23 protein-coding genes are annotated in these 22,319 nt (G+C 46.2%); 2 read left to right on the top strand and 21 right to left on the bottom strand.

The window, feature by feature from the left end:
• Positions 1–155 precede the first annotated feature (155 nt).
• The 3 genes from CLOSA_RS00335 to CLOSA_RS00325 all read right to left on the bottom strand — a co-directional run bounded on the left by CLOSA_RS00335 (position 156) and on the right by CLOSA_RS00325 (position 3,475).
• The gene (locus CLOSA_RS00335) at positions 156–1,502 is read right to left on the bottom strand and encodes a glucose-6-phosphate isomerase (RefSeq protein ID WP_013270800.1); all 1,347 of its coding nucleotides are present in this window, start codon (positions 1,500–1,502) and stop codon (positions 156–158) included.
• Positions 1,503–1,707: 205 nt separating this feature from the next.
• Positions 1,708–2,649: a hypothetical protein gene (locus CLOSA_RS00330; protein ID WP_013270799.1), complete on the bottom strand. Its 942-nt coding sequence runs from the start codon at positions 2,647–2,649 to the stop codon at positions 1,708–1,710.
• Positions 2,650–2,776: 127 nt separating this feature from the next.
• Positions 2,777–3,475 (bottom strand): 5'-methylthioadenosine/adenosylhomocysteine nucleosidase, encoded by a 699-nt coding sequence (locus CLOSA_RS00325; protein ID WP_013270798.1) that lies wholly within the window; start codon positions 3,473–3,475, stop codon positions 2,777–2,779.
• A gap of 151 nt (positions 3,476–3,626) precedes the next feature.
• On the opposite strand from CLOSA_RS00325, the gene CLOSA_RS00320 reads away from it, so the two are divergent.
• Positions 3,627–3,875, top strand: coding sequence for a TIGR03905 family TSCPD domain-containing protein (locus CLOSA_RS00320; protein ID WP_013270797.1), 249 nt, complete (start codon positions 3,627–3,629; stop codon positions 3,873–3,875).
• Positions 3,876–3,953: 78 nt separating this feature from the next.
• Here the strand turns inward: CLOSA_RS00320 and CLOSA_RS00315 are convergent, their stop codons facing one another.
• From CLOSA_RS00315 to CLOSA_RS00285, 7 genes are all read right to left on the bottom strand, one after another.
• On the bottom strand, positions 3,954–4,349 hold the full coding sequence (locus CLOSA_RS00315; RefSeq protein WP_013270796.1) for a cupin domain-containing protein: 396 nt from the start codon (positions 4,347–4,349) through the stop codon (positions 3,954–3,956).
• 15 nt (positions 4,350–4,364) lie between these two features.
• Positions 4,365–5,291, bottom strand: a complete 927-nt coding sequence (locus CLOSA_RS00310; RefSeq protein WP_013270795.1) for a transketolase family protein — start codon at positions 5,289–5,291, stop codon at positions 4,365–4,367.
• Positions 5,291–6,091: a transketolase gene (locus CLOSA_RS00305; protein WP_013270794.1), complete on the bottom strand. Its 801-nt coding sequence runs from the start codon at positions 6,089–6,091 to the stop codon at positions 5,291–5,293. The genes CLOSA_RS00310 and CLOSA_RS00305 overlap by 1 nt, the downstream gene beginning before the upstream one ends.
• 26 nt (positions 6,092–6,117) lie before the next feature.
• Positions 6,118–6,954 carry a carbohydrate ABC transporter permease gene (locus CLOSA_RS00300; RefSeq protein ID WP_013270793.1) on the bottom strand — a complete coding sequence of 279 codons (837 nt, stop codon included), beginning with the start codon at positions 6,952–6,954 and terminating at the stop codon, positions 6,118–6,120.
• Positions 6,955–6,957: 3 nt separating this feature from the next.
• Complete coding sequence (locus CLOSA_RS00295) at positions 6,958–7,830, bottom strand: carbohydrate ABC transporter permease (protein WP_013270792.1); 873 nt, start codon at positions 7,828–7,830, stop codon at positions 6,958–6,960.
• 63 nt (positions 7,831–7,893) lie between these two features.
• Positions 7,894–9,252, bottom strand: coding sequence for an ABC transporter substrate-binding protein (locus CLOSA_RS00290; protein ID WP_013270791.1), 1,359 nt, complete (start codon positions 9,250–9,252; stop codon positions 7,894–7,896).
• Positions 9,249–9,956, bottom strand: coding sequence for a FadR/GntR family transcriptional regulator (locus tag CLOSA_RS00285; RefSeq protein WP_013270790.1), 708 nt, complete (start codon positions 9,954–9,956; stop codon positions 9,249–9,251). Before CLOSA_RS00285 ends, CLOSA_RS00290 begins: the two co-directional genes overlap by 4 nt.
• Positions 9,957–10,358: 402 nt before the next feature.
• Here CLOSA_RS00285 and CLOSA_RS00280 point away from each other — a divergent pair, with 402 nt between their 5' ends.
• Positions 10,359–11,153 (top strand): GntR family transcriptional regulator, encoded by a 795-nt coding sequence (locus tag CLOSA_RS00280; RefSeq protein ID WP_013270789.1) that lies wholly within the window; start codon positions 10,359–10,361, stop codon positions 11,151–11,153.
• Between the two features lie 158 nt (positions 11,154–11,311).
• Here the strand turns inward: CLOSA_RS00280 and CLOSA_RS22800 are convergent, their stop codons facing one another.
• From CLOSA_RS22800 to fabF, 11 genes are all read right to left on the bottom strand, one after another.
• A complete protein-coding gene (locus CLOSA_RS22800; protein ID WP_013270788.1) occupies positions 11,312–11,476 on the bottom strand; it encodes a hypothetical protein in 165 nt (54 codons plus the stop codon).
• Positions 11,477–11,490: 14 nt separating this feature from the next.
• The gene (locus tag CLOSA_RS00275; protein WP_013270787.1) at positions 11,491–12,783 is read right to left on the bottom strand and encodes a cytosine permease; all 1,293 of its coding nucleotides are present in this window, start codon (positions 12,781–12,783) and stop codon (positions 11,491–11,493) included.
• Positions 12,784–12,815: 32 nt separating this feature from the next.
• A complete protein-coding gene (locus CLOSA_RS00270; RefSeq protein ID WP_013270786.1) occupies positions 12,816–13,301 on the bottom strand; it encodes a nucleoside deaminase in 486 nt (161 codons plus the stop codon).
• Positions 13,302–13,521: 220 nt separating this feature from the next.
• The gene (locus tag CLOSA_RS00265; RefSeq protein WP_013270785.1) at positions 13,522–14,139 is read right to left on the bottom strand and encodes a nucleoside recognition domain-containing protein; all 618 of its coding nucleotides are present in this window, start codon (positions 14,137–14,139) and stop codon (positions 13,522–13,524) included.
• 170 nt (positions 14,140–14,309) lie between these two features.
• Positions 14,310–15,572, bottom strand: a complete 1,263-nt coding sequence (uraA, locus tag CLOSA_RS00260) for a uracil permease (protein WP_013270784.1) — start codon at positions 15,570–15,572, stop codon at positions 14,310–14,312.
• A 192-nt stretch (positions 15,573–15,764) separates the two neighbouring features.
• Positions 15,765–16,886 carry an NAD(P)H-dependent flavin oxidoreductase gene (locus tag CLOSA_RS00255; RefSeq protein ID WP_013270783.1) on the bottom strand — a complete coding sequence of 374 codons (1,122 nt, stop codon included), beginning with the start codon at positions 16,884–16,886 and terminating at the stop codon, positions 15,765–15,767.
• Entirely contained in the window at positions 16,886–18,610 is a 1,725-nt protein-coding gene (locus CLOSA_RS00250) for an acetyl-CoA carboxylase carboxyl transferase subunit (protein ID WP_013270782.1), read from the bottom strand. The genes CLOSA_RS00255 and CLOSA_RS00250 overlap by 1 nt, the downstream gene beginning before the upstream one ends.
• Before the next feature lie 20 nt (positions 18,611–18,630).
• Complete coding sequence (locus CLOSA_RS00245; protein WP_013270781.1) at positions 18,631–19,983, bottom strand: acetyl-CoA carboxylase biotin carboxylase subunit; 1,353 nt, start codon at positions 19,981–19,983, stop codon at positions 18,631–18,633.
• 9 nt (positions 19,984–19,992) lie between these two features.
• A complete protein-coding gene (gene fabZ, locus CLOSA_RS00240) occupies positions 19,993–20,415 on the bottom strand; it encodes a 3-hydroxyacyl-ACP dehydratase FabZ (RefSeq protein WP_013270780.1) in 423 nt (140 codons plus the stop codon).
• 65 nt (positions 20,416–20,480) lie between these two features.
• Positions 20,481–20,960 carry an acetyl-CoA carboxylase biotin carboxyl carrier protein gene (accB, locus tag CLOSA_RS00235; protein WP_013270779.1) on the bottom strand — a complete coding sequence of 160 codons (480 nt, stop codon included), beginning with the start codon at positions 20,958–20,960 and terminating at the stop codon, positions 20,481–20,483.
• 10 nt (positions 20,961–20,970) lie between these two features.
• A complete protein-coding gene (gene fabF / locus CLOSA_RS00230; RefSeq protein WP_013270778.1) occupies positions 20,971–22,209 on the bottom strand; it encodes a beta-ketoacyl-ACP synthase II in 1,239 nt (412 codons plus the stop codon).
• Between the last annotated feature and the right edge of the window lie 110 nt (positions 22,210–22,319).

The raw sequence follows: 22,319 nt of genomic DNA, 5'->3' as shown, positions 1-22,319 counted from the left end.
CAGTATACTATACTATACCGCTATTTCATATCAAAGATTTTCTTAAAAATCTCTTTATTATTTCCAAAAAAACCAAAACGTTCAAAAGCGCCGGCACCCCGGTCCGACTCTTTATAAAAGTCTGAACCAGAACACCGGCGCAGTCTGCCGACACCTTATAACCGCTTTAAAAGCTCCTCCCTTTCTTTCTCATATCCCGGTTTTCCAAGAAGTGCAAACATATTCTTCTTATAGCTTTCCACTCCCGGCTGATTAAACGGATTCACGCCCAATATATATCCGCTGATGCCGCATGCATATTCAAAGAAATAGAAGAGCTGTCCCAGACTGTACTCATCCTGCTTAGGAATCCCAACCATCAGATTGGGCACATCCCCGTCGGTATGAGCCAGAATGGTTCCGTTCATCGCGCTCTTATTGACAAAATCAACACTCTTACCAGCCAGATAGTTCATACCGTCGGTATCAACCTCTTCTTCCTTAAGAAGGATCTCTGCCGGAGATGCTTCTACATTCAGTACGGTTTCAAACATAATTCTGGCCCCATCCTGAATAAACTGTCCCATAGAGTGCAAGTCTGTGGTCAAATCCACTGCTGCCGGAAAGATCCCCCTTTGATCCTTTCCTTCGCTTTCCCCAAACAACTGCTTCCACCACTCGGAAACATAATGAAGGCTTGGCTCATAGTTTGCCACAATCTCCACTGTTTTCCCTTTGCGAAGCAGGATATTACGCACAGCCGCATACTGGAGGGAGCCGTTTGTCTCAAAATCCGCTTCCAGAGCTTCCTTCCTGGCTGCCTCTGCACCTTCCATCAATTTATCAATATCAGCGCCGGAAACTGCAATCGGAAGAAGGCCAACTGCTGTAAGCACTGAGAAACGTCCACCTACATCATCCGGTACAACAAAGGATTCATAGCCTTCCTCGTCAGCCAGATTCTTCAATGCCCCCCTTGCCTTATCCGTAGTGGCATAAATCCTTTTATTTGCCTCCTCACGGCCATATTTTTCAATCAGCATATCCTTAAATACCCGGAAGGCGATTGCCGGCTCTGTGGTAGTCCCGGACTTTGATATAATATTAACGGAGAAATCCTTTCCATCAAGCACATCCTTTAAGTCCTGGATGTATTTGCTGCTGATGCTGTTTCCTACAAAATAGATCTCCGGAGTTTTGCGTTTTCCTTTTGGCAATACATTGTAAAAGCTGTGGGATAAAAATTCTATGGCTGCCCTGGCTCCAAGATAGGAACCGCCGATACCGATGACAAGCAGGACCTCAGAATCATTTTGAATCTTCTCTGCTGCCATCTTTATTCTCTGGAATTCTTCCTTATCATAATCCACCGGAAGGTCGATCCACCCCAAGAAATCACTGCCTGCACCGGATTTGTTCATCAGCACATTCCTGGCACACATAACTGTGGCCTTCATATTCTCCATTTCCTCTGCTGATACAAAGCCTGACGCCCTGGAATAATCAAAAATTACATTTCCCATTGCTAATATTCTCCTTTTCCTTTTATTCTCGCAAAGGCAAGTGCAGAAGCCAAGCGAGCCTGACCCTGGCAACTGCCTGCAGTGTCAAATAGCTCGTAGCCTGCTATGGGTTATTTGACTTCAGGTTCCTGACCTCCTGCTTAGGAAAATTATACCACAGAATAGTTCTGAATGCGACATGATTTTCTTTCTGCCTTCCAAAGGTTCATGTCAGGTATTCCTGGAGAATTTCACCGATCAGCTTTAATTCATCAGGACTTAAATCCTTCAGCCAATCCTCTCCCTGCCTTCCTCCCCGCTCTCTTTCCCGGCTGGCGGCAATCTGTTCCAGGCTCCGTTTTAAGTAATCCACATCCCGCCTGGAATTTTTCATATCCGGCTGCCCCTGGATTTCCTTTCTTTCGGCTCCTGCCTCAGACGCTTCTGAAAACGCCTCCATAGACTGCTTTTGCGGCCGGTTCCTTATGGATTTTTCCAGGGAAACATTCCTTTGCCTTGCACTACGCCTTTCCGCCTTCTTGTCCAGCTCCGGTTCGCCTTCTGCCCCTGCCATGGTTGATTGGGGGTAAATAGATCTTATATTTTCACGGGTTTCCATATGAGGCCCCGATATTGCCTGGGATTCTTCTCGATCCATATCCAGCCTGTAAATCAACGTATTTTCCAGATAATTGTCCAGAGACGAAAACAGCTGCTGCCGTTTCTCCGCAATGCCTGCACCGTGGTCCACCAGAATGGTAAACAACCCGGCCATGATTCCTGCAGAGCCATACAAGACGATGTAATAAGAATCGGTGCGGTACCAGTAAGATGCGAACGCCAGCCCGCCTCCTGCCAAAAAGCACCATAGTGTCATCTGGTTGGAAAACATATTCCATCCGTGGAGTGTTATACCCATATGTTTAAAATCATACATCTGCCGTTCCAGATACGGCTTTACCTTTGGGATTCCCTGGTTCATCTGGTACGTAGTTTCCGTCTTCTGCTTAAACGCCCGAAGATTTTTGTTTTTCGTCAGTGTAAGGTTATCGGATTCTTTGATCAATCTTTTGTAGAGGTTACGTGTCAGCCATCTTGTGATAATGCCAATGCCGCATAGGGCTGCAAGCACGTACAGCGCTTTGCCTGTCTGTAAAAATTCCAGCATAATAATAGCTCCCCTTTCTTCCCGGTTTCGACCGGTGATAGGTTTATTATAATCACCTGGTCTGGCTTTGGGAAGATGAGAGAGCCTAGAATCGTTCGTCAAATCCTGTCAGGATTCGATTCTTAACTTAATATGAATCCTGTTCAGCCATGGCTAGAATAAGATTTACGGAGTGCCTGACCGCCTTTTCCTCAAACTCACTGTAGTCCATGTTTGCGCTGTCATCCGCCTTATCTGATATGGCTCTTATAATGAGAAACGGGATGTGGTTTAAGTATGCCGCCTGGGCAATGGCAGCCCCTTCCATTTCCGTGCAGTAACCGCCGAATGTCTCAGAAATCCACTGCTTTTTAACCCTATCAGAAATAAACTGGTCCCCGGAAACCACCCTTCCGGTAAAAACTCCAACCTCAGGATTTACCCTTCTGCAGCATTCTTCAGCCAGATTCCGAAGCCCTTCGTCGGCCCGGAAGGCAAATTCCTTCATTTGGGGAATCTGTCCTGCAGGATATCCAAAGCCAGTGGCATCCATATCGTGGTGCACCACATCCGTAGAAAGCACCACATCCCCGATATTGATCTCCTTCTTCAGGGAACCTGCAATCCCTGTATTTATGACAGCGGTTACATGGTAATGATCTGCCAGGATCTGGGTGCAGACTGCCGCATTTACCTTGCCGATCCCGGAGCGGACCACCACCGCTTCCTTTCCTTTTAAAATCCCTCTATAAAAATCCATTGCAGCTATGGTTTCAACCGTAACATCCTCCATGGCTTTTTTTACTTCTGCCACTTCCACATCCATGGCTCCGATGATTCCCAACATAGTTTTCTCCCTTTCCATGCATTTTTTTATTCTGCTTTCTATTATAACGGCTGACAGCCAGTTTGCAAAGAACTATTGACAACCTCACTGGAATTTCGCTATAATTTTATGGTTCATAATAATAAGGGCTTTTAAATCGGAGGAATCAGGAATGAAATATAAAACACATGGCGTCTGTTCCAGGGAAATTGATTTTGAGGTAGAAAACAACAAACTGGTTCATGTCCAGTTTGTCGGTGGATGCTCCGGCAATACCCAGGGGGTGTCCCGCCTGGTGGAAGGAATGGATGTAGATGAAGCCATAAGGAGACTGGAAGGGATCCAGTGCGGCTACAGGCCCACATCCTGCCCGGACCAGCTTGCGGAAGCATTGAAGCAATATAAAGACGGATTACTATAAACAGAGCGTTGCAGAATGGCGGAATCATCATTCCATCCTGCAACGCTCCTTTTATGGGCCCCGGCGATTGCACCGTCGTTAGGCCAGACTTCTTAATTCAGCGATCTGTTCTTCCTTTAATTCTAAAATATCACTGTTATTCATTGAAGTATTAGAATCTTCTATTAAAATCATTTTAGTACCCTTCCGGGTGATGGTATTATGCCACAAGGCTGCCGGAATGTTATATACCTTATTGGGCTGCATGTGAACCGCACCAAATACCAGGCCATTTTTTTCTTCATTGGCATAAACTAGAGTGCACGCCCCCTCCACAAGCACAAAAAGCTCATCTGTTTTATTATGTCTCTCCAGGCAGTCAATTCCAGTCACATCATTGGCCGGTTTCCAATTTTTGATGCCAACGGTCCATTTTTCATTCTCAAATACTCTTTGCATTCCTTCGCCCGCAAACTCGTAAACCGCGATATTCATAATTTTATCCTCCTATTAATCCAGTAAATTTCTGCAGGCTTTTGCCACGTGTCCGGCGGTGAGTCCATAAGCTTCAAAAAGTTCTTCCGGCTTTCCGGATTTGCCGAATTTATCCTGTATTCCCAATGAAGTGAATTTTGCACCCCCGTGCCCGGCCAGGACCTCTGCTACTGCTGACCCAAGCCCGCCGATCACAGAATGTTCCTCTATAGTCACAATACCTTTGCAGGTTTCATTCATTTTTAAAATAATGTCTTTATCAATGGGTTTGATGGTATGCATATTCACAACCGCTGCATGAATGCCTTCTTTTTCAAGCTCCTCAGATGCCTTTAATGCCTCAGGGATCATCAGGCCGCAGGATATGATGCAGACATCATCCCCTTCTTTCATTACATTGGCCTTTCCCGGTATAAACGGTGTCTCCGGGGTTGTAAGATCCATGCAGACCGGTCTTGCCACACGAATGTATACCGGTCCGTTTATTTCGGCTGCGGCCATCACCGCTTTCTCTGTTTCCGCCGGATCACAGGGAACAAAGATGGTCATATGAGGCATTTCCCTCATTAGTGCAATATCTTCAAAGGACTGGTGGCTTCCGCCGTCTTCACCTACGGAAAGGCCGGAATGGGAAAAACCAAACTTCACATTTGCATTGGTATAGCAGATGGAATTACGGATCTGCTCATAGGCCCGTCCTGCTCCAAATAATGCGAAAGTACTGGCAAAGGGTATGTATCCGGTATTTGCAAAACCTGCCGCAGCACACATCATATTTGCTTCTGCAATTCCCATGTTATAAAAACGATCCGGATATTTTTCCTGAAACATACAGGTCTGGGTGGCATGTGCCAGATCCGCATCCAGCACCACTACCTTTTTATTTTCCGCACCTAATTTTACAAGAGATTCTCCATAAGCAACTCTCAACGACTTCCCCATCACTCTGCCTCCTGTTCTTTCATTGCCTGTGTAAATTCTTCTTCATTCATTGGTTTTCCATGCCATCCAGACTGATCTTCCATAAAGGAAACCCCTTTTCCCTTTATGGTATTACAGCAGATAAATTTCGGCTTATCTCTTACCGGCGCCTTTAAGGCTGCTGTTATGGCTGAGATATCGTGTCCGTCCACTTCAAAGCATTCAAATCCGAACGCTTCAAATTTTTTAACAATATCTCCCAGACTCATGACCTCCGCATTGCATCCATCAATCTGCAGCTTGTTATAATCCAGCAGAAACGTTAAGTTATCTAGCTTATAATGAGCTGCCGCCATGGCTGCCTCCCATACAAGCCCTTCCTGACACTCCCCATCCCCAAGGACTGCATACACGTGATAGGATGCACCCCCATGTTTCGCCGCCAGAGCCAGACCCATTGCCAGAGATGCTCCCTGGCCCAAAGAACCGGTATTCATATCCACTCCCGGTGTTTTTGTACAATCCGGATGCCCCTGTAAGTGGCTGTCAATCTGTCTTAAGCCCCCTAAATCTTCCTTGGGAAAATACCCCCGATCCGCCAGTACTGCATACAATGCCGGACATGCATGGCCTTTACTCAATACCAGACGATCCCTGTCCGGTTTATCCGGATTCTTAGGATCCACATTCATCACTTCATAATAGAGAGCCATGAGCATCTCAACACAGGATAAGGATCCTCCTGGATGTCCGGACTGACAGGCAAATAGCATTTTAAGAATTTCTGCCCGCAGTTCCTTTGCTTTCTTATTGTATTGCATACTTTACTTTCCTCCTTATATAGAACTCAGCCTTTTACGGCTCCTGCTGTTAACCCTTCCACTAACCGTTTCTGTGCAAAAAAGAACATAATACATACCGGAATAATGGTTATGATACCTCCTGCTGTCAGCAAATCCCACTGAACTCCTAATTGCCCGATCAGGCTTTTTAAAGCGACTGGAATGGTACGTGTCTCTGTATTGGTAAACATCACAGCGAATGTGTATTCGTTCCACGATGTCATAAAAATATAAACCCCTGTGGCCACCAGACAAGGTCCGAGTATGGGAAGAATGATCCTAACGAAAGCAATGCCCCGGTTGCAGCCATCTACCAAAGCTGCTTCCTCCAGTGACATGGGAAGGTCATTTAAGAATCCTAACAGCAGCCATACGGAGAATGGAATGGTAAAGGTGGTATAAGATAAAACAAGAGAAGCAGGCGTGAACAAAAGTCCCATCTTACGCATAATAGAATACAGCGGAATCAGCAGCAATACCGTGGGAAACATATTGTTGCAGAGGAACGTGCACATGAGAAGCTTTCTGCCTGCAAACTGGTATCTGGAAAATGCATAAGCCGCAAGGGTTGATGCCGTTAAAGATACCAGAGTCGTTATTGCAGCCACCACAAAGCTGTTCTTAATGGCTGCCAGGAAATTTACCGTAGTGGTAAAAAGCTTCCGATAAGATTCAAATGTAATGGATCTGGGCAAATAGGTAACAACCATGCCGTACAGCTCATCCTGGGGTTTCAAGGATGTGACAAGTGTCCAATAGAACGGAAACAAAATAAAGAGAAGTATTACGATCAGCGGCAGATACACGCACAAAATCCGTTTGATATCCGATAGTTTTTTCATCCTTTACTCCTCTCCTTTAAAGTTCATTCTTAAATACGGGATTGCAGCAAATAAAAGCAGTACTGCCAGCAATATGGCCATTGCAGATGCATAGCCCAGATTCAGCGCATTTCCCTTGTTGAATATATAAACACTGAGCGTCTGGGTCGAATAGGCCGGCCCGCCTTCCGTCATGTTGAAAATTACATCCACTGAATTGGCAACCCAGATGACACGAAGCAGCGCCGTAACAAAAATCGTATTCTTAATGGATGGTATGGTTATATAAAAAAGTTTCTGCCAAGCCGTTGCTCCGTCTATGCTGGAAGCTTCATATATTTCCGAGGATACACCCTGCAGGGCCGCCAGAAGCATAAGTGCGAAAAACGGTATCCCCTGCCAGATGATGGTCACAATGACACTGGGAAATGCAGTCGCCACCTGGGACAGAAAAGGAATTTTATCAGAAATAACGTGAAACTTTAAAAGCAGATCATTCAGAACACCGAAGTTGCCATCATAAATCCATCTCCACATCAATCCGATTAATACTCCCGGAGTAACCCACGGTATCATGCTGACCGCCCTTACCATTCCCCTTCCGAAAAATTCCTGGTTTAAGAGGAGGGCCAGAATGAATCCGAATAAAAACTGAAAACCAACTCCGCATACCACCCATAAAATGGTTCGGACAAGAGCTCCCCAGAACAGCGGATCCTTACAGGCTGAGGCATAATTGGCCAACCCATGAAATGCAATCTCTTTCGGTCTTCGCAGATCATAGTTTTGAAAGCTCATAAGAACTGCATTCATAACCGGTATAAACACCACACACAGAATGATAATCACTGCCGGAGCCACCAGTACATACGGCCATATGGTCCGTTTTTTAACCATCTCAATTCTCCCTCCCAACTGGAAGGGGCTGCTTTTCTTTGCAGCCCCTCATTTTTCGATTCCTTATTGATATAATCCGGCCTGCAAAGTTTTCATGCACTCATCGGCAGTGATACTGCCTGTCAGAGCCTGAGAAACCGTATTGGGCCACAGCGTGGAAATCCATTCTGTAGTTGTATCAAGAATCGGTATGATACCTGCATACTTCTGTCCGTCAATGGAGGCTTTCATAAAGCGGTTATTCTGGAAAAAATCAGTCTCCTGGACACTCTTACTTACCGGAACATTTCCAGTTCCCTCACACCACATTTTCTGTCCTTCTCCTGCTGCCAGATAGGATACCCACTCAAAGGCTGCTTCTTTGTTCTCACAGGACTCAAAAATAACTGTTTCCGTATCTCCCATGGATGTCCATTGATCCTTACCTGCCGGGAATGCAAAAGCAGATACATCATCACCAAGCAACTTTTCCATGTCCTTGCTGGAACCTGTATGGTGAATGGTCATAGCCGTCAGTCCCGACTGGAAATTGGCAATAATCTCACTGAATCCGTCACTGGTTGCTGTCGGAGGTACATAGCCTTTTTTATAAATATCGATAAAATCCTGCATGCCTTGTACCGCCTCAGGGGTTGTTAAGTCCTCAAGACTTCCGCCCCGTCCATAGATAAAACTGCCCCATGGCTCCTGACCGCCTTTTGCGCCTCTCATACCAAAGCCGTATACGTCAGTCTTTCCATCCCCATCCGTATCCATGGTGCACTTTTCTATGGCCTGTAAGAATTCTTCATAGGTCTTTGGTACCTCTATCCCTGCCTTCTTAAAGATGGAGGGCCTGTAATACACATACAGAACCTGGATATTCCATGGCATTACATAGATTCGCTCCATGTCTCCGGCCTTTTTCATAATTTCATAAATATTATCATCAATATCAGCTTTTTTATCCCATCCATCAATCATCGGTGTTAAGTCAGCCAACAGATCGTTGTTTACAAACAATGGCGTGGAGGTAAGCTTCCATGTGGCACAGTCAATATCTCCGCCTCCCATTTTGGCGTTAAACAGATTCTCTGAATATGCACCTCCATCCCACGGACTTTCTTCTCCCACAACGGTAATTCCTTTGCCGTTTTCCTCATTAAACTTCTTGATGATATCCTGCATGAGCTGGGAATAATCCGTATTATCGGCCCAGTAACGAAATTTTATGGTACATGGTTTTATATCTCCGGAAGGAGTCTGTCCTTCCTTTGCCGATGTGGTCTGTGTACCGGCTGTTGTTGCCTGAGCCTCTGTGGTCTCCGTACCTGCTGCCGTGGTTTCTTTGCTGCCTGAAGAACAGCCTGCCATCGCTCCCCCGGCCATAAGAGCTGCCAGGACCACTGCCATTGTTTTCTTACCAATTAATCTTTTTTTCATTTTTGCTCTTCCCTTTCCCTAACATCATTTAGTGTTTCCCATACATGCCGTTCAGCAAGAAATTTTGCTTCCATATAATTACCGTCGGCAATTGCTTTATAAATACCTTTATGGCTTCGTTTTGCCCGTTTGAAGCTTTCCAGGTCATCATGGGTTTCTACATGGCTCCGGCGGATGGATTCATTGATTATAGGTACCACCCGAATGAGCACTTCATTATGGGTGCATTCTGCTACAGCCGTATGGAACTGAACATCCATTTCTGCCGTAGCAGTGCTGTTGATCTGAATCTGGTCCATCTCCGCCACCAGTCTCTCAAGATTTTTAATATCCTGAGGTGTGGCCCTTTGTACCGCCAATCCCGCAATCTGAGGTTCAATTAACATCCGGGTTTCAAACAGATTCTGAATCAGATACTTCTGATCGGTAAAATGCAGTCCAAGAGGATCCTCCCCGATTCCTGTTCCTGCACTGACAAAGGTTCCGCTCCCCTGGCGGATTACAACTACATTTTCAGCCCTTAAATACTTCATGGCTTCTCTTAAGGTAGAACGGCTGACTCCAAAAACCTCCGTCAATTCCTTCTCCGTAGGCAGCCGGTCTCCCGGTTTCATCTCCCTTTGGATTATCATGGTCTTTACCTTTTGAGCCGTAGCCATGGGGAGAACATCCACATTCTGCATCTTATCCGTATTCCTTCTCATACCTCCTCCTATCCGCAAATCAACTTGTTTAAAATGTATACAAATAAATCAATTTCCTATTTTCATTTAGTTATTTTTATCTTTGGTCTGTCCTAATATTAGCATAACATATGACGTATGTAAATAGCATTTTTATGATTATTTGAATTATTATAATATAATCACAAATATTATTCGTATTTTTTATGCATATCTCACATATGTTAATGATAATTCATCATACCTTTCATGCATTCATCATACCAATTCGTATGTTGTTTTTACTTCTGTACTTTTACAACCCATAGAAAAGCTGCCCGAAACCTGAAATCTTATACGTCTGTTTACAATATAATCCTGTCATGCTAAAATGTAATCAACGATATACCTGCGCTTAACTCAAGATATGATGGGGGGGATTACATGGCCGAAGAAAGTAAGGAACCAAAACCACGGCGTATACAAAAAACAGATTTAAAAACACAGGTAGAAACAGAGCTGCTGCATTTTATTAAGCAGATGGATCTATCGGTAAATAACAAGCTGCCCCGGGAAGAAGAACTGTCCAAAATGCTGGGGGTCAGCCGCATCACACTGCGAAGCGTCCTGGACGACTTATCCGCAAAGGGAATGATTTTCCGCAGGCATGGTAAGGGAACCTTCATCAATAACAGCTTTTTTGAAATGAAAGCAAGCTTTAACCCTGTCATGCATTTTGTAGATATGATAACCAGCAGCGGCTATACGCCAAGAGTAGAAATGATCCACCACGATATCATCAAAGCGGACAGGGATGTTGCCGTCCATCTTGAGATGGCGGAAGGCGGCCTGGTTCTTATCTGCGATAAAATCTTCTACGCAGATCATCAAATATGCGCCGTCACAAGGGATTACATTCCCTTTTCCTATCTTAACGGAGTGGATATGGCGGAGCTGGACAACTTCGTTGAATCCGTGTTTTACTTCATGTACAAGGCCACCGGAAAAAAACTGGAGTGGGATAAGGTAGAGCTGAATGCCGTATACAGCAAGGATGTGGAACTGTTAAACGGATTGCTTGAGCGCTTTCACCTCCCGCCTAAGGCCTTTCTTCTTCTGAAGGCTATGAACTATGACGAGGATGGTACTGCTGCCGTATATACCTGGGAGTATGTGGATACCTCTATACTAAAATACAGCCAGATACGCAAAAGGCTTCTCCACTATGAAGATATATAACATTTACGGCGGACCAAAGAGTCTGCTTTGCTGGCACCCCCCGGAAGGGACATCAAAAGCGCCCCGGTATGAAGGCTCTGAAAGCTTTCATTCCGGGACGCTTTGTTTTTTCCTATGATAAGGAATTTCTTAATTCCAGATTCTTTTTTACCCCCTGATTATGGCTGCCACTTGGCATAGCCATAGATCATGATGAAAATACTCACCATAAGCAGCACATTTCCTGTGATAATATATGGCCCCTTTTCGGCCAGACAGGCCATGAATGATCCTATGCCCATTATGACGGTTCCCATGAGGGCACTTAATTTATATCTGTTCATATCATTCCCTCCTTTTAAGCTTCTTCGGCCAGCTTGCCTGCCGCCTGCCTGCCGGTCACAGCCATCAATGCCGTGTAAATGGCAGCTCCCAGTATTATACCGTTCAATGACGGAAGTCCGAAGGGAATTATGTATACTGCTGCAATACTGCCCCCCCAGGTGATCCATGGAACGGGATTCCATTTCCGGAAGGAAGCCTTGTCATATTCCTCATACCTTCCCTTGTGAACCAGGAAATAGTCGGAAAGTATGATGCCGGATAATGGGGGAACCACTGTTCCCAGTATATTCAGGAAGCGGAACAAAAAGCCGATCTCATATGGCTTTGTAAGTGTCGCAACAGCAGACAGAGCCAAAAGGATCCCCAGCATTTTCTTTCTTTCCATCTTAAATGCATTGGATAAGTTTAAGGAGGTGGAATAAAGATTTGCCGCGTTGGTTGTAAAAATGTTGGTAGTCATAAGAATCAGACTGGGAATGACCAGTCCAAAGCTTAAGAGGATAACCGTTAAATCGCTGTTGTGCATGGCAATGGCTGCTATGGCTCCGCAGACGATCATGAGGATATTGCCCCCAAGAAGGCCCGTAAGAGTGGCGGACACGGCTGTTTTCGTATCTTTTGCATAACGCATGATATCTGCAATGCAAGTAGCGGTGGAAAGCACCCATGTACCAATAACTGCCGTAATTCCGGAATACAGGGATATGTTATTGCTTGGAACATAGGAAAACAGAGCCTCAGCACCTCCAATGACTCCCAGAGAGCGAATGGCAGTGGCAATGGATAAGAATACAATCGCAGGAATCGCAATATATCCCAGGATAGCAATCGCCTGTATGCCGAACATGGCAAAAATCCCCATGATAATGGCGCTGACTGCCATACAAACTCCTTCTCCTACCCGGCCAAAATGGAATACCTGGGCCACAAAATGTCCGTAGGTGGCCGCCTGAATGGTATACCAGCCAAAGTTAACCACAGGTACGAAAATCGATGCTGCCTTGGAGCCGCCGGAACCAAAGCTGTATCGGGTGAGAAGGGCAAAGGTAAGCCCTGTCTTGCAGGCAATGATGCTGATCAGAACTGCAATAATGCTTAAGAAAATATTTCCTCCCAGGGTTGCAGCGATAATTCCTTTGAAATCCAGTCCGGCCGCCAGGCCTCCTCCTGCCATCATGCTGGTGATAACAAAGACAAACCCGGTCCATATAATCGTAAGACTGAAATAGCTTTTCCGCTGGTTTAGCGGCACGGCACTGCGGGAATACTCCGTATCCGTCTGTTGACTCTGATTTTTCTGTTCCATCTCGAAATCCTCCTGATGATTCATTCCATTTATTAATTGTTCCAATATCCCTTGTGGACCTCTGCGATCTCTTCTACCAGCTCCGGAAACGGTCCGACAACTTCGATTTTCTTCTGTCCCCTTGCAAACACCTCCCGGCAGGGAAGATCAAAGGTAGGATTCTGGGGATCCCCGCCTGTATGAGACAGCAGATCCTTTTCAGACATGCCGTATACCACCCGTCCGATGCCAGCCCAGTAAATCGCTCCCGCACACATGGCACATGGCTCTGCCGTGGTATAAAGGGTACAATCCGACAGAAAATCCTTGGAATACAGTTGGGAAGCTCTCTCAGCGACCTGTGTTTCCGCATGGCCCGTACATTTTCCTTCCGTAATTTCAATGTTGGGCTGTTCCAGAAGAATGCTTCCATCCTTTCCTGCAAGAAGCGCACCAAAGGGGGTGTTGCCCGCTTCCCTTGACTGGCGGGAAATTTCCGCACAACGCTTTAAGTTTTTCATATCAATGTTATAATCCATTTTAAACCTCCTATCGTATAAGGTATTACCTCTTATCTATCTTACGATAATAATTTAACATATCTTGGAACTGATGTAAATAACTAATATGCTTAATATCACCTAAGAATATTGTGCATATTATCCAATTTGCTTTAGCCCACCTGTTGTTTTGCCACATAAAAAAATCCCAAACTAAAAAAGTAAGGGATTTATCGTAATATGGCCTTATGAATAGAGCCTAACGGTCCATAAGCTTACAGGCCGCCACACCCACAATCGTTGACAGAAGGGTGGCAATCAGTGCCGGCCCCACCACAGCCATTGGATTGGGGCTTCCGTACTGGCTCCTGTAGGCAATCATGTTGACCGGAATTAGCTGCAGGGAAGATATATTAATGATGAGAAAGGTGCACATCTCATTATTAGCCGTCCCCTCAGGAACCGGCTTAAGGGAATATTTCCCGGAAACCTCTCCCTTTCTACGGCTCTCCTCCAGTTCCTTTAAGGACTCCATGGCCTTAAGACCTGCCGGGGTGGCCGCCCATCCAAGACCCAGGATATTGGCAATAATATTGGTTGAGATATATTCAAAGGCCCCATGGTCTTTGGGAATCCTTGGAAACAGGAACCGGAGGACAGGGCTCATTTTCTGTGACATCCGTTGGATCAGACCGGATCTGTTCCCGATTTCCATGATCCCGCTCCAAAAGGACATGATTCCCAGCATGGTGATGCACAGCATCACCGCTTCTTTTGCAGAGGTCAAAGCCCCATCCGTCACTCCGTTTAAATTTCCATGAAAAGCCCCCCAAAGGACTCCCACCAGCATCATAAAAGCCCATAAATAATTCAGCATGAACCGTTCCTCTTCTTAACTTCTTTCAGATCGTTCTTATTCCATCTTATTCCCCTAGAAATTCCGTTATGTGTTTTACCTGCTGCAAATTTAAAGTAAAATACCGCAAAACAACGGTACTTCCGTTGTTTTGCGGTATTTATTATTATAAAAAACATACCTAATCCCAGTTACCCATTCTCCCTGTCATTTGTCAGATTCAGCTTGTCCAGTCCATAGAACATGAGACCCATGAGCATGCCCACGACACATGCAAGGACCATGCCTGATAACTGGATGCTTCCAAACTGTACGGCAACGCCGGAAAGTCCGGTTACAAAGATAACAGATGTCATGGCCATATTTCTGGATTTTCCATAGTCTACCTGTGCATCAACCAGAATACGAATCCCGGAAGCTCCGATCATACCATACAATAAGAAGGAAATTCCGCCGATTACCGGCCCCGGAATGGTATTGATCAATGTAGTCATCTTACCGATGAAAGAGCAGGCTACAGAAAGGACAGCGGCCCCTCCGATAACATAGACGCTGTAAACCTTTGTCATTGCCATAACGCCGATATTCTCCCCATAAGTGGTGGTAGGCACCGATCCGACAAAACCGGAAAGTGTGGTAGATATATAATCTCCAAGCAAAGAACGGTGAAGTCCCGGATCCTTTATCAAATCCCGGTTTACAATCTTGCTGGTCACAATCTGATGGCCGATATGCTCCGACGTAACCACCAGAAGCACCGGTAGAATAATAAGAATTGCTTCCAACTTGAACTTAGGTGCTGTAAAATTAGGCAATGACAGCCATGCTGCGGTGCTGACTTCCGTAAAATCGACAATCCCGCATAAAAGGGCTGCTACATACCCTACAATAATTGCAATCAGGATCGGGATAACCGATAAGAATTTTTTAAATACCACAGAACCAATTACTGCTGTTAAAAGAGTTACCAGAAAAACAATGACATTTTTCATATCAATCATTTCATCCTTCAGGCCTGCATTGGATGCTGCCGTTCCTGCCAGCTCAAGGCCGATCAGCGCCACAACCGGTCCCATGGCCGCCGGAGGAAGAACGGTATCAATCCAGTCCGAACCAAACTTATAAATGATCAATGCCAGAATACATCCGCATATTCCCACGGCAACAAACCCGCCCAGGGCATAATGATAGCCCCATTTGCTGATAACAATTCCTGCCGGTGCCAGGAACGCAAAACTGGAGCCAAGGTATGCCGGTGCTTTTCCCTTTGTTATGAAAATAAAAAATAATGTTCCGAAACCGTTCATAAACAGTACAACTGCCGGGTTGATTCCAAATATAAAAGGAACCAGAACGGATGCCCCGAACATTGCGAACATGTGCTGGATACTTAGAGGCACCAGCATTTTAAATGGCACTTTTTCTTCCACCTGAATGATTTTCTTGCTTTCCATACAGCTCTCCATTTCTCTTATCGTCTACTTAACAATTTTTTATCTTTCCTATTATAGCATCACCTTTATTTTCATGCAACAACGGAAAAGAGAAGGATTTCATTTACTCATCCGTCTCATCTGATGCGCCTGGAAAAAGGGCCGCAGCTTAGGTTTCATCAAACCTGCAGCCTTGCAGCCCCTTCACTAGAATCAATTCTCACCAACCAAATCGTTCATAACCTCTTCCACCGTTTCCAGCCCAGTAGCCAGATAGGCCTTGCTTCCGCAAAATACAAGCCCTTCCCCGGTCCGTCCCTCTGCGGAGTTTACCAAAGCCTTTGTGATGCAATAAGGAATGGTCTCCCTGTCGCATCTTTCCAAACATTGATAGCAATGCTCCAGACGGAAAGGTACCTCTCCCACTCCTTTCAGAAAGGGATTTTTAATGGCTCTTCCAGGCATTCCCACCGGGCTTTTTGTAATTACAATATCCTCTTTTTCCGCCAGGATATATGCCTGCTTAAACTCTTCCGGCGCATCACACTCCACCGTAGTCACAAAACGGGTGGCTACCTGAACTCCGTCAACACCCAGAGAAAGCTGATGCAGCACATCCTCATGAGTATAGATGCCTCCTGCCGTTACAACCGGAATTTTCTTGTTATACTTATCCCCGTATTCTTTTACCAGCCGGATAATGCCTTTTACCTCTTCATCATAATCTGCCTGCTTATAGGTGAGATCCACCTCTGATGTGTCAACTCCAAGGTTTTTAAGCTCCTCTCTGGAAAATCCTAAGTGTCCTCCCGCCAAAGGTCCTTCCACTACTACCAGATCAGGTGCCCGATGGTACTTGCGGTCCCACAACTTACAGATGACCATGGCAGACTTAACCGTTGATACAATAGGAGCTATCTTGGTTTTCAGCACAATTCCGGCTTCTTCCGCAGCCTCCGCCACATATTCCGGCAGGCTTACGGGAAGCCCTGCCCCTGATATTATTAAGTCCGCTCCGGCCTTTACCGCTTTTTTTACATAACTGGCATAATTCTTTGTGGCAACCATAATATTAAAGCCTATGATTCCCTCCGGTGCGATTTCTCTCGCTTTTTTCATTTCCTGTCCAATGGCCCGCAAATTAGCTTCCAAAGGATTCTTTTTAAAATCAGGCTCCCGAAAACCGATCTGGGCCGTAGAAATAATTCCGATCCCTCCGGTCTTTGCCACTGCTCCGGCTAAGGAAGAAAGGCTGATGCCAACTCCCATACCGCCCTGGATCACCGGGTGTTTCGCCACCAGATCTCCTATTACCAAAGGTTTTAATGTTCCCATTACATTCTCCTAAATCTTTCATATCTTTGATCTGCAAGTTCTTCCTTTGTCATGGTAAGGTAACAAGCAAAAAACTCTTTCATTGCCTTATCCATATCTTCCGCAATCAGGTCAAGATTATCTGCACAGGCTGGTTCTTCCTCCGGAATCACCCGCTCGATAAGACCTAACTCCATTAAATCCCTGGCTGTGATCTTCATGACCCTGGCCGCATCATTGGCCTTCTTGCTGTCCTTATAAAGAATTGAAGCAAAGCCCTCCGGTGAGAGGATGGAGTAAATGGAATTTTCCATCATCCAGACCTCATTTCCCACTGCCATGGCAAGAGCACCGCCGCTGCCACCCTCTCCTATGACAATGGAAAGAACCGGAACCGTTAAATCCGCCATTTCAAATAAGTTTCTGGCTATGGCTTCCCCCTGGCCCCTTTCTTCCGCCTCCAGGCCGCAGAAGGCGCCAGGCGTATCCACAAAGCAGACAATCGGGCGTCCGAAGGCTTCCGCCTGTTTCATCAGCCGCAGTGCCTTCCGGTAACCTTCAGGGGATGGCATTCCAAAATTGCGTTTAATGTTATCTTTTGTATTCTTTCCTTTTTCCTGTCCGATGACCGTAACAGGCATTCCGTGAAAAGAGGCGATACCACCTACGATGGCACCGTCATCCTTATAATAACGGTCCCCGGCAAACTCCATAAAATCATCAAATACTGCATAAATATAATCCGTTGCCACCGGCCGGTCCGAGCTTCTGGATAATAATACCGTATCCCATGGGCTCCTTTTATTCTTTCTCAACCGGAAGGGCTTCTTTTTTCCACCAATAAATTCCGCTTTTGCCCGGTTATCCACAGAAAGTTCCTTTCTGTTTTGGGGATTGTGGAGGCTCAGGATGCTTGCCAGGGTTTCCTTCATTTCTTCCCTTGGCACGATCTTATCAATAAAACCATGTTCAAGCAAAAATTCCGACCTCTGGAACCCTTCCGGCAGCTTCTGCCCAATGGTCTGTTCGATTACCCGGGGTCCGGCAAATCCGATGAGAGCAAAAGGCTCCGCTAGAATGATGTCTCCAAGCATGGCAAAGCTGGCGGTCACTCCTCCTGTGGTCGGGTCTGTGAGCACGCTGATATAAAGCTGACCTGCCTTATGATGGCGCTTTAAGGCTGCCGAGGTCTTCGCCATCTGCATCAGTGATACGATCCCCTCCTGCATCCTGGCTCCGCCGGAGCAGGCGAAAAGGATCACAGGAAGCTTCTCTTTTGTAGCCCGTTCTACGGCTCTTGCGATCTTCTCTCCCATGACCTGGCCCATGCTGCTCATGATGAAACGGGCATCACAGACTCCGATCACTGCTTTCTGGCCGTCGATTTCACAAATTCCTGTGACAATGGCTTCGGAAAGCCCGGTTTTTTCCCTGGCTTGAGCCACCTTCTTATCATAGCCCGGAAAATCCAGGGGATTCTTAAACTCCATCTCCTGATCCCATTCTTCAAAGGTTCCCTTATCAGCGATCATCTCAATCCTCTGATGAGCATGAAGGCGGAAATATCCCTTGCATTTGGGGCAGATGAAATGATTGCGTCTCACATCCTCCGCATAAACAGGCTGGCTGCATTTATTACATTTCTTCCACAATCCGGCAGGAATGTTGGGTTCCTCCGTTTTATCAGGAGCCTTGTATTTGCTGTCTATTAATGTATAGGTTTTCTTAAACATGCTTTTTAACATAAGATTGCTCCTTTACCTGCCTATCGGACATAATCCGGGAAATATTTGGGGATAAAATCCGTATCCACGTCTCCATCCCGGTAAGCGTCATGACTCAGGATATCAAACTGAAAGTCCACATTTGTCTCGATTCCCTCAATGATCAGCTCCCCAAGAGCGCTTCTCATCTTTAAAATGGCCTCCTCCCGGTTCTTTCCATGTACGATCATTTTCATTAACATGGAATCGTAGTTGGCCGGAACCTTATAATCGCTGTAAATGTGGGTGTCAATGCGGACGCCGTTGCCTCCCGGCACATGAACATTTTTTATAAGACCAGGACAGGGCATGAAGTTCTTCGATGGATTCTCCGCATTGATCCTGCATTCAATGGCATGGCCTGTGATGACCACATCCTCCTGTCTGATGCTCAATGGCTCTCCTGCTGCGATCCGGATCTGCTCCTTGATTAAATCCAGGCCAGTCACCATCTCCGTCACCGGATGCTCTACCTGAATGCGGGTGTTCATTTCCATGAAATAAAAATTCTTTTGGTTATCCAGAAGAAATTCAATGGTTCCCGCATTTTCATATCCAACCGCCTTCGCCGCACGAACCGCGGTTTCTCCCATACGGATTCTTAAATCCTGAGAAATAGCGGCTGAGGGAGATTCCTCCAGGACCTTCTGGTGACGTCTCTGAATGGAACAGTCACGTTCCCCCAGATGTACCACGTTTCCAAACTTATCTGCCATGATCTGAAATTCAATATGCCTTGGCTTTTCAATATACTTTTCAATATACATGGTATCATCAGAAAATCCCTTTACCGACTCCATCTGGGCATTTTTAAAGTTAGCTTCAAAATCCTCTAAGCATCTGGATATTCTCATGCCTTTGCCGCCGCCGCCTGAGGAAGCCTTGATCATAACCGGAAAACCGATCCGTTCAGCCATGGATTTGGCCTCGTTCACCTGGCGGACGGCTTCCTTCCCCCCAGGAACTACAGGGACTCCTGCTTCGATCATCGTCTTCCTGGCCTCAGATTTATTTCCCATCTTACCGATGACGGCTGAGGAGGGACCGATAAAGGTAATGTTACACTTTTCACAAAGCTCTGCAAACCTTTCATTCTCCGAAAGGAAACCAAATCCCGGATGAACGGCATCTGCCTTCATGGCCACAGTGGCCGTAAGGATCCGTTCCATGTTCAGGTAGCTCTGAGTGGAGGGCGCGGGGCCAATGCAGACAGCCTCATCCGCCAATAAGGTATGAAGGCTGTCACGGTCCGCTTCTGAATAAACCGCTACGGTTTTAATCCCCATTTCCCTGCAGGCTCTTATGATCCGCACCGCAATTTCACCGCGGTTGGCAATTAAAATCTTATCAAACATAAGCCTCACCTATCCAATCATAAATGTCAGTTCTGCACTGGCGGCCAGCTTGCCGTCCACGGTTGCGATGGCTCTCCCCACACCCACAGGGCCTTTGCGCTTAATGATTTCACATTCCAGCTTAAGCATTTCTCCCGGTATGACCTTATGCTTGAATTTTGCTTTATCTATGCCGCCGAAATAACCGATTTTCCCTTTATTTTCCTCCAGGCTTAAAATTGCCACGGTACCCACCTGTGCCAGAGCCTCTATGATCAGGACTCCGGGCATCACCGGTTCTGCCGGAAAATGTCCCTGAAAAAAAGGTTCATTATAAGTCACACATTTATATCCAACTGCTCTCACTCCAGGTTCAAACTCTTCGATACAATCCACCAGTAAAAACGGGTGTCTGTGAGGAATGATCTCCTGAATTTCCTTAATACCTAACATGATGCGCCCTCCTATTTTTAAAAGAGAGGCCCAGCCTCTGGGCCTCTCTTAGCTATTACAACGGCTTACCGGATACGGAACAGAGGCTGACCGTATTCCACCACATCTTCATTACCTGCCAGAATGGCTTCCACTACGCCATCAAATTCACATTCAATCTCATTCATCAGCTTCATGGCTTCGATGATTCCCAGTACCTGCCCCTTATTTACCTGATCTCCTGCCTTTACAAAAGGTTCACTGTCAGGTGTGGGAGCATTGTAAAAGGTTCCAACCAGGGGTGAGGATACAATTCTTTCCGAACTGATATCATTTCCTGCCATTTCCTCCCCATTCCCGGAAGGAGCCGCCGCATCAGACACCTGCCGGGCATAAGCACCTGCTGGTGCTTCTGCCGGAACAACCGGATTTGCGGAAATGGTCACGATTTCCCTTTCTTTTTCCTTCTTAATGGAAAGCTTTAAATCTCCTTCTTCCATTTTAAAGCCGGTCAGGTCATTTTCTTTTACCGCCTGCATCAGCCTGATAATATCATTGATCTCCATAGACTGCCTCCTAATGTTCGAACTTCTTCACAAGAATGCTGGCATTGTGTCCGCCAAACCCCAGAGAATTGCTGATGGCATATGTCACATCAAAGGAAACGCCTTCCCCTTTGGTGTAATCCAAATCACAGCCTTCCCCTTCTTCTTCCAGACCGGCAGTGGCATGAACAAAGCCATCCTCAATGGATTTAATACAGGCAATGAACTCCACTCCTCCTGCTGCGCCTAATAGATGGCCCACCATGGACTTGGTGGAGCTGATCTTCACATCCTTTGCATGATCGCCCAAAGCAGTCTTTATGGCCAGGGTTTCAAACAGATCATTATGATGGGTACTGGTACCGTGGGCATTGACATAATCAATTACCTCAGGAGTAATTCCCCCATCCTTTATGGCATCAGTCATAGCTCTCGCCGCACCGCTTCCGTCCTCAGCCGGAGAAGTGATATGGTATGCATCACAGGTTGACCCGTAGCCAACTACCTCTCCGTAAATGACCGCATTTCTGGATAGAGCGTGCTCCAGCTCTTCTAAAATGACAACACCTGCCCCTTCTCCCATGACAAAGCCGCTTCTGTCCTTATCAAAGGGAATGGATGCACGAAGAGGGTCATCCGCAGTAGTAAGCGCCGTAAGTGCCGTAAAACCTGCTACTCCAATGGGAGTGATGCTGGCTTCCGCACCTCCTGCAACCATTACATCCGCCTCTCCGTACTGGATGGAACGGAAGGCCTCTCCAATGGAATGGGTCCCTGTCGCACAGGCCGTTACCACATTAATACATTTTCCTTTTAATCCGAACTGGATTCCTACATTTCCGGCCGCCATATTGGATATCATCAGGGGAACCAGAAGAGGATTCACCCTGCCCGGTCCTTTTTCCAGAAGCTTTTTATTCTCTCTTTCAAGAGCCTGTAAGCTTCCGATTCCGGAACCAACGCTCACTCCCACCCGGTAAGGATCTTCCTTTTCGATGTCAATACCGGACATCTCAAGTGCTTCTTTGGAAGCTGCCACAGCAAACTGGGCAAATCTCTCCATTCTTTTGGCTGCCTTCACATCCATGTATTCCTTGGGATCGAAATCCTTGACTTCCGCAGCCAGCTTTGCCTTATAATCCGTTGTATCAAACTGGGTGATCGGTCCGATCCCCACATTTTTCTCTTTTAAGCCATTCCAAAAGCTTTCCACATCTTTTCCAATGGGGGTAATGGCGCCCATACCGGTCACTACGACTCTTCTCTTCATACCGTCTCTCCTTTTCTCTTTCCTGCCCATGGTTTCCGGACAGAATCCACACTGTTTAACCGGGTGGACCGGTATGCCTGCACCCACTTCATGCTACCAGGCATTAAGGC

Source organism: [Clostridium] saccharolyticum WM1, from assembly GCF_000144625.1.
Taxonomy (GTDB): domain Bacteria; phylum Bacillota; class Clostridia; order Lachnospirales; family Lachnospiraceae; genus Lacrimispora; species Lacrimispora saccharolytica.
The sequence above is the reverse complement of the archived record's forward strand: the minus strand, read 5'-3'. Positions and strand labels throughout refer to the sequence as shown.

What these genes read in the sequence shown, in the direction of transcription:
- CLOSA_RS00335 (WP_013270800.1), bottom strand. Translation starts at nt 1,502, where the DNA reads ATGGGAAATGTAATTTTTGATTATTCCAGGGCGTCAGGCTTTGTATCA.
- CLOSA_RS00330 (WP_013270799.1), bottom strand. Translation starts at nt 2,649, where the DNA reads ATGCTGGAATTTTTACAGACAGGCAAAGCGCTGTACGTGCTTGCAGCC.
- CLOSA_RS00325 (WP_013270798.1), bottom strand. Translation starts at nt 3,475, where the DNA reads ATGTTGGGAATCATCGGAGCCATGGATGTGGAAGTGGCAGAAGTAAAA.
- CLOSA_RS00320 (WP_013270797.1), top strand. Translation starts at nt 3,627, where the DNA reads ATGAAATATAAAACACATGGCGTCTGTTCCAGGGAAATTGATTTTGAG.
- CLOSA_RS00315 (WP_013270796.1), bottom strand. Translation starts at nt 4,349, where the DNA reads ATGAATATCGCGGTTTACGAGTTTGCGGGCGAAGGAATGCAAAGAGTA.
- CLOSA_RS00310 (WP_013270795.1), bottom strand. Translation starts at nt 5,291, where the DNA reads ATGGGGAAGTCGTTGAGAGTTGCTTATGGAGAATCTCTTGTAAAATTA.
- CLOSA_RS00305 (WP_013270794.1), bottom strand. Translation starts at nt 6,091, where the DNA reads ATGCAATACAATAAGAAAGCAAAGGAACTGCGGGCAGAAATTCTTAAA.
- CLOSA_RS00300 (WP_013270793.1), bottom strand. Translation starts at nt 6,954, where the DNA reads ATGAAAAAACTATCGGATATCAAACGGATTTTGTGCGTGTATCTGCCG.
- CLOSA_RS00295 (WP_013270792.1), bottom strand. Translation starts at nt 7,830, where the DNA reads ATGGTTAAAAAACGGACCATATGGCCGTATGTACTGGTGGCTCCGGCA.
- CLOSA_RS00290 (WP_013270791.1), bottom strand. Translation starts at nt 9,252, where the DNA reads ATGAAAAAAAGATTAATTGGTAAGAAAACAATGGCAGTGGTCCTGGCA.
- CLOSA_RS00285 (WP_013270790.1), bottom strand. Translation starts at nt 9,956, where the DNA reads ATGAGAAGGAATACGGATAAGATGCAGAATGTGGATGTTCTCCCCATG.
- CLOSA_RS00280 (WP_013270789.1), top strand. Translation starts at nt 10,359, where the DNA reads ATGGCCGAAGAAAGTAAGGAACCAAAACCACGGCGTATACAAAAAACA.
- CLOSA_RS22800 (WP_013270788.1), bottom strand. Translation starts at nt 11,476, where the DNA reads ATGAACAGATATAAATTAAGTGCCCTCATGGGAACCGTCATAATGGGC.
- CLOSA_RS00275 (WP_013270787.1), bottom strand. Translation starts at nt 12,783, where the DNA reads ATGGAACAGAAAAATCAGAGTCAACAGACGGATACGGAGTATTCCCGC.
- CLOSA_RS00270 (WP_013270786.1), bottom strand. Translation starts at nt 13,301, where the DNA reads ATGGATTATAACATTGATATGAAAAACTTAAAGCGTTGTGCGGAAATT.
- CLOSA_RS00265 (WP_013270785.1), bottom strand. Translation starts at nt 14,139, where the DNA reads ATGCTGAATTATTTATGGGCTTTTATGATGCTGGTGGGAGTCCTTTGG.
- uraA (WP_013270784.1), bottom strand. Translation starts at nt 15,572, where the DNA reads ATGGAAAGCAAGAAAATCATTCAGGTGGAAGAAAAAGTGCCATTTAAA.
- CLOSA_RS00255 (WP_013270783.1), bottom strand. Translation starts at nt 16,886, where the DNA reads ATGGGAACATTAAAACCTTTGGTAATAGGAGATCTGGTGGCGAAACAC.
- CLOSA_RS00250 (WP_013270782.1), bottom strand. Translation starts at nt 18,610, where the DNA reads ATGTTAAAAAGCATGTTTAAGAAAACCTATACATTAATAGACAGCAAA.
- CLOSA_RS00245 (WP_013270781.1), bottom strand. Translation starts at nt 19,983, where the DNA reads ATGTTTGATAAGATTTTAATTGCCAACCGCGGTGAAATTGCGGTGCGG.
- fabZ (WP_013270780.1), bottom strand. Translation starts at nt 20,415, where the DNA reads ATGTTAGGTATTAAGGAAATTCAGGAGATCATTCCTCACAGACACCCG.
- accB (WP_013270779.1), bottom strand. Translation starts at nt 20,960, where the DNA reads ATGGAGATCAATGATATTATCAGGCTGATGCAGGCGGTAAAAGAAAAT.
- fabF (WP_013270778.1), bottom strand. Translation starts at nt 22,209, where the DNA reads ATGAAGAGAAGAGTCGTAGTGACCGGTATGGGCGCCATTACCCCCATT.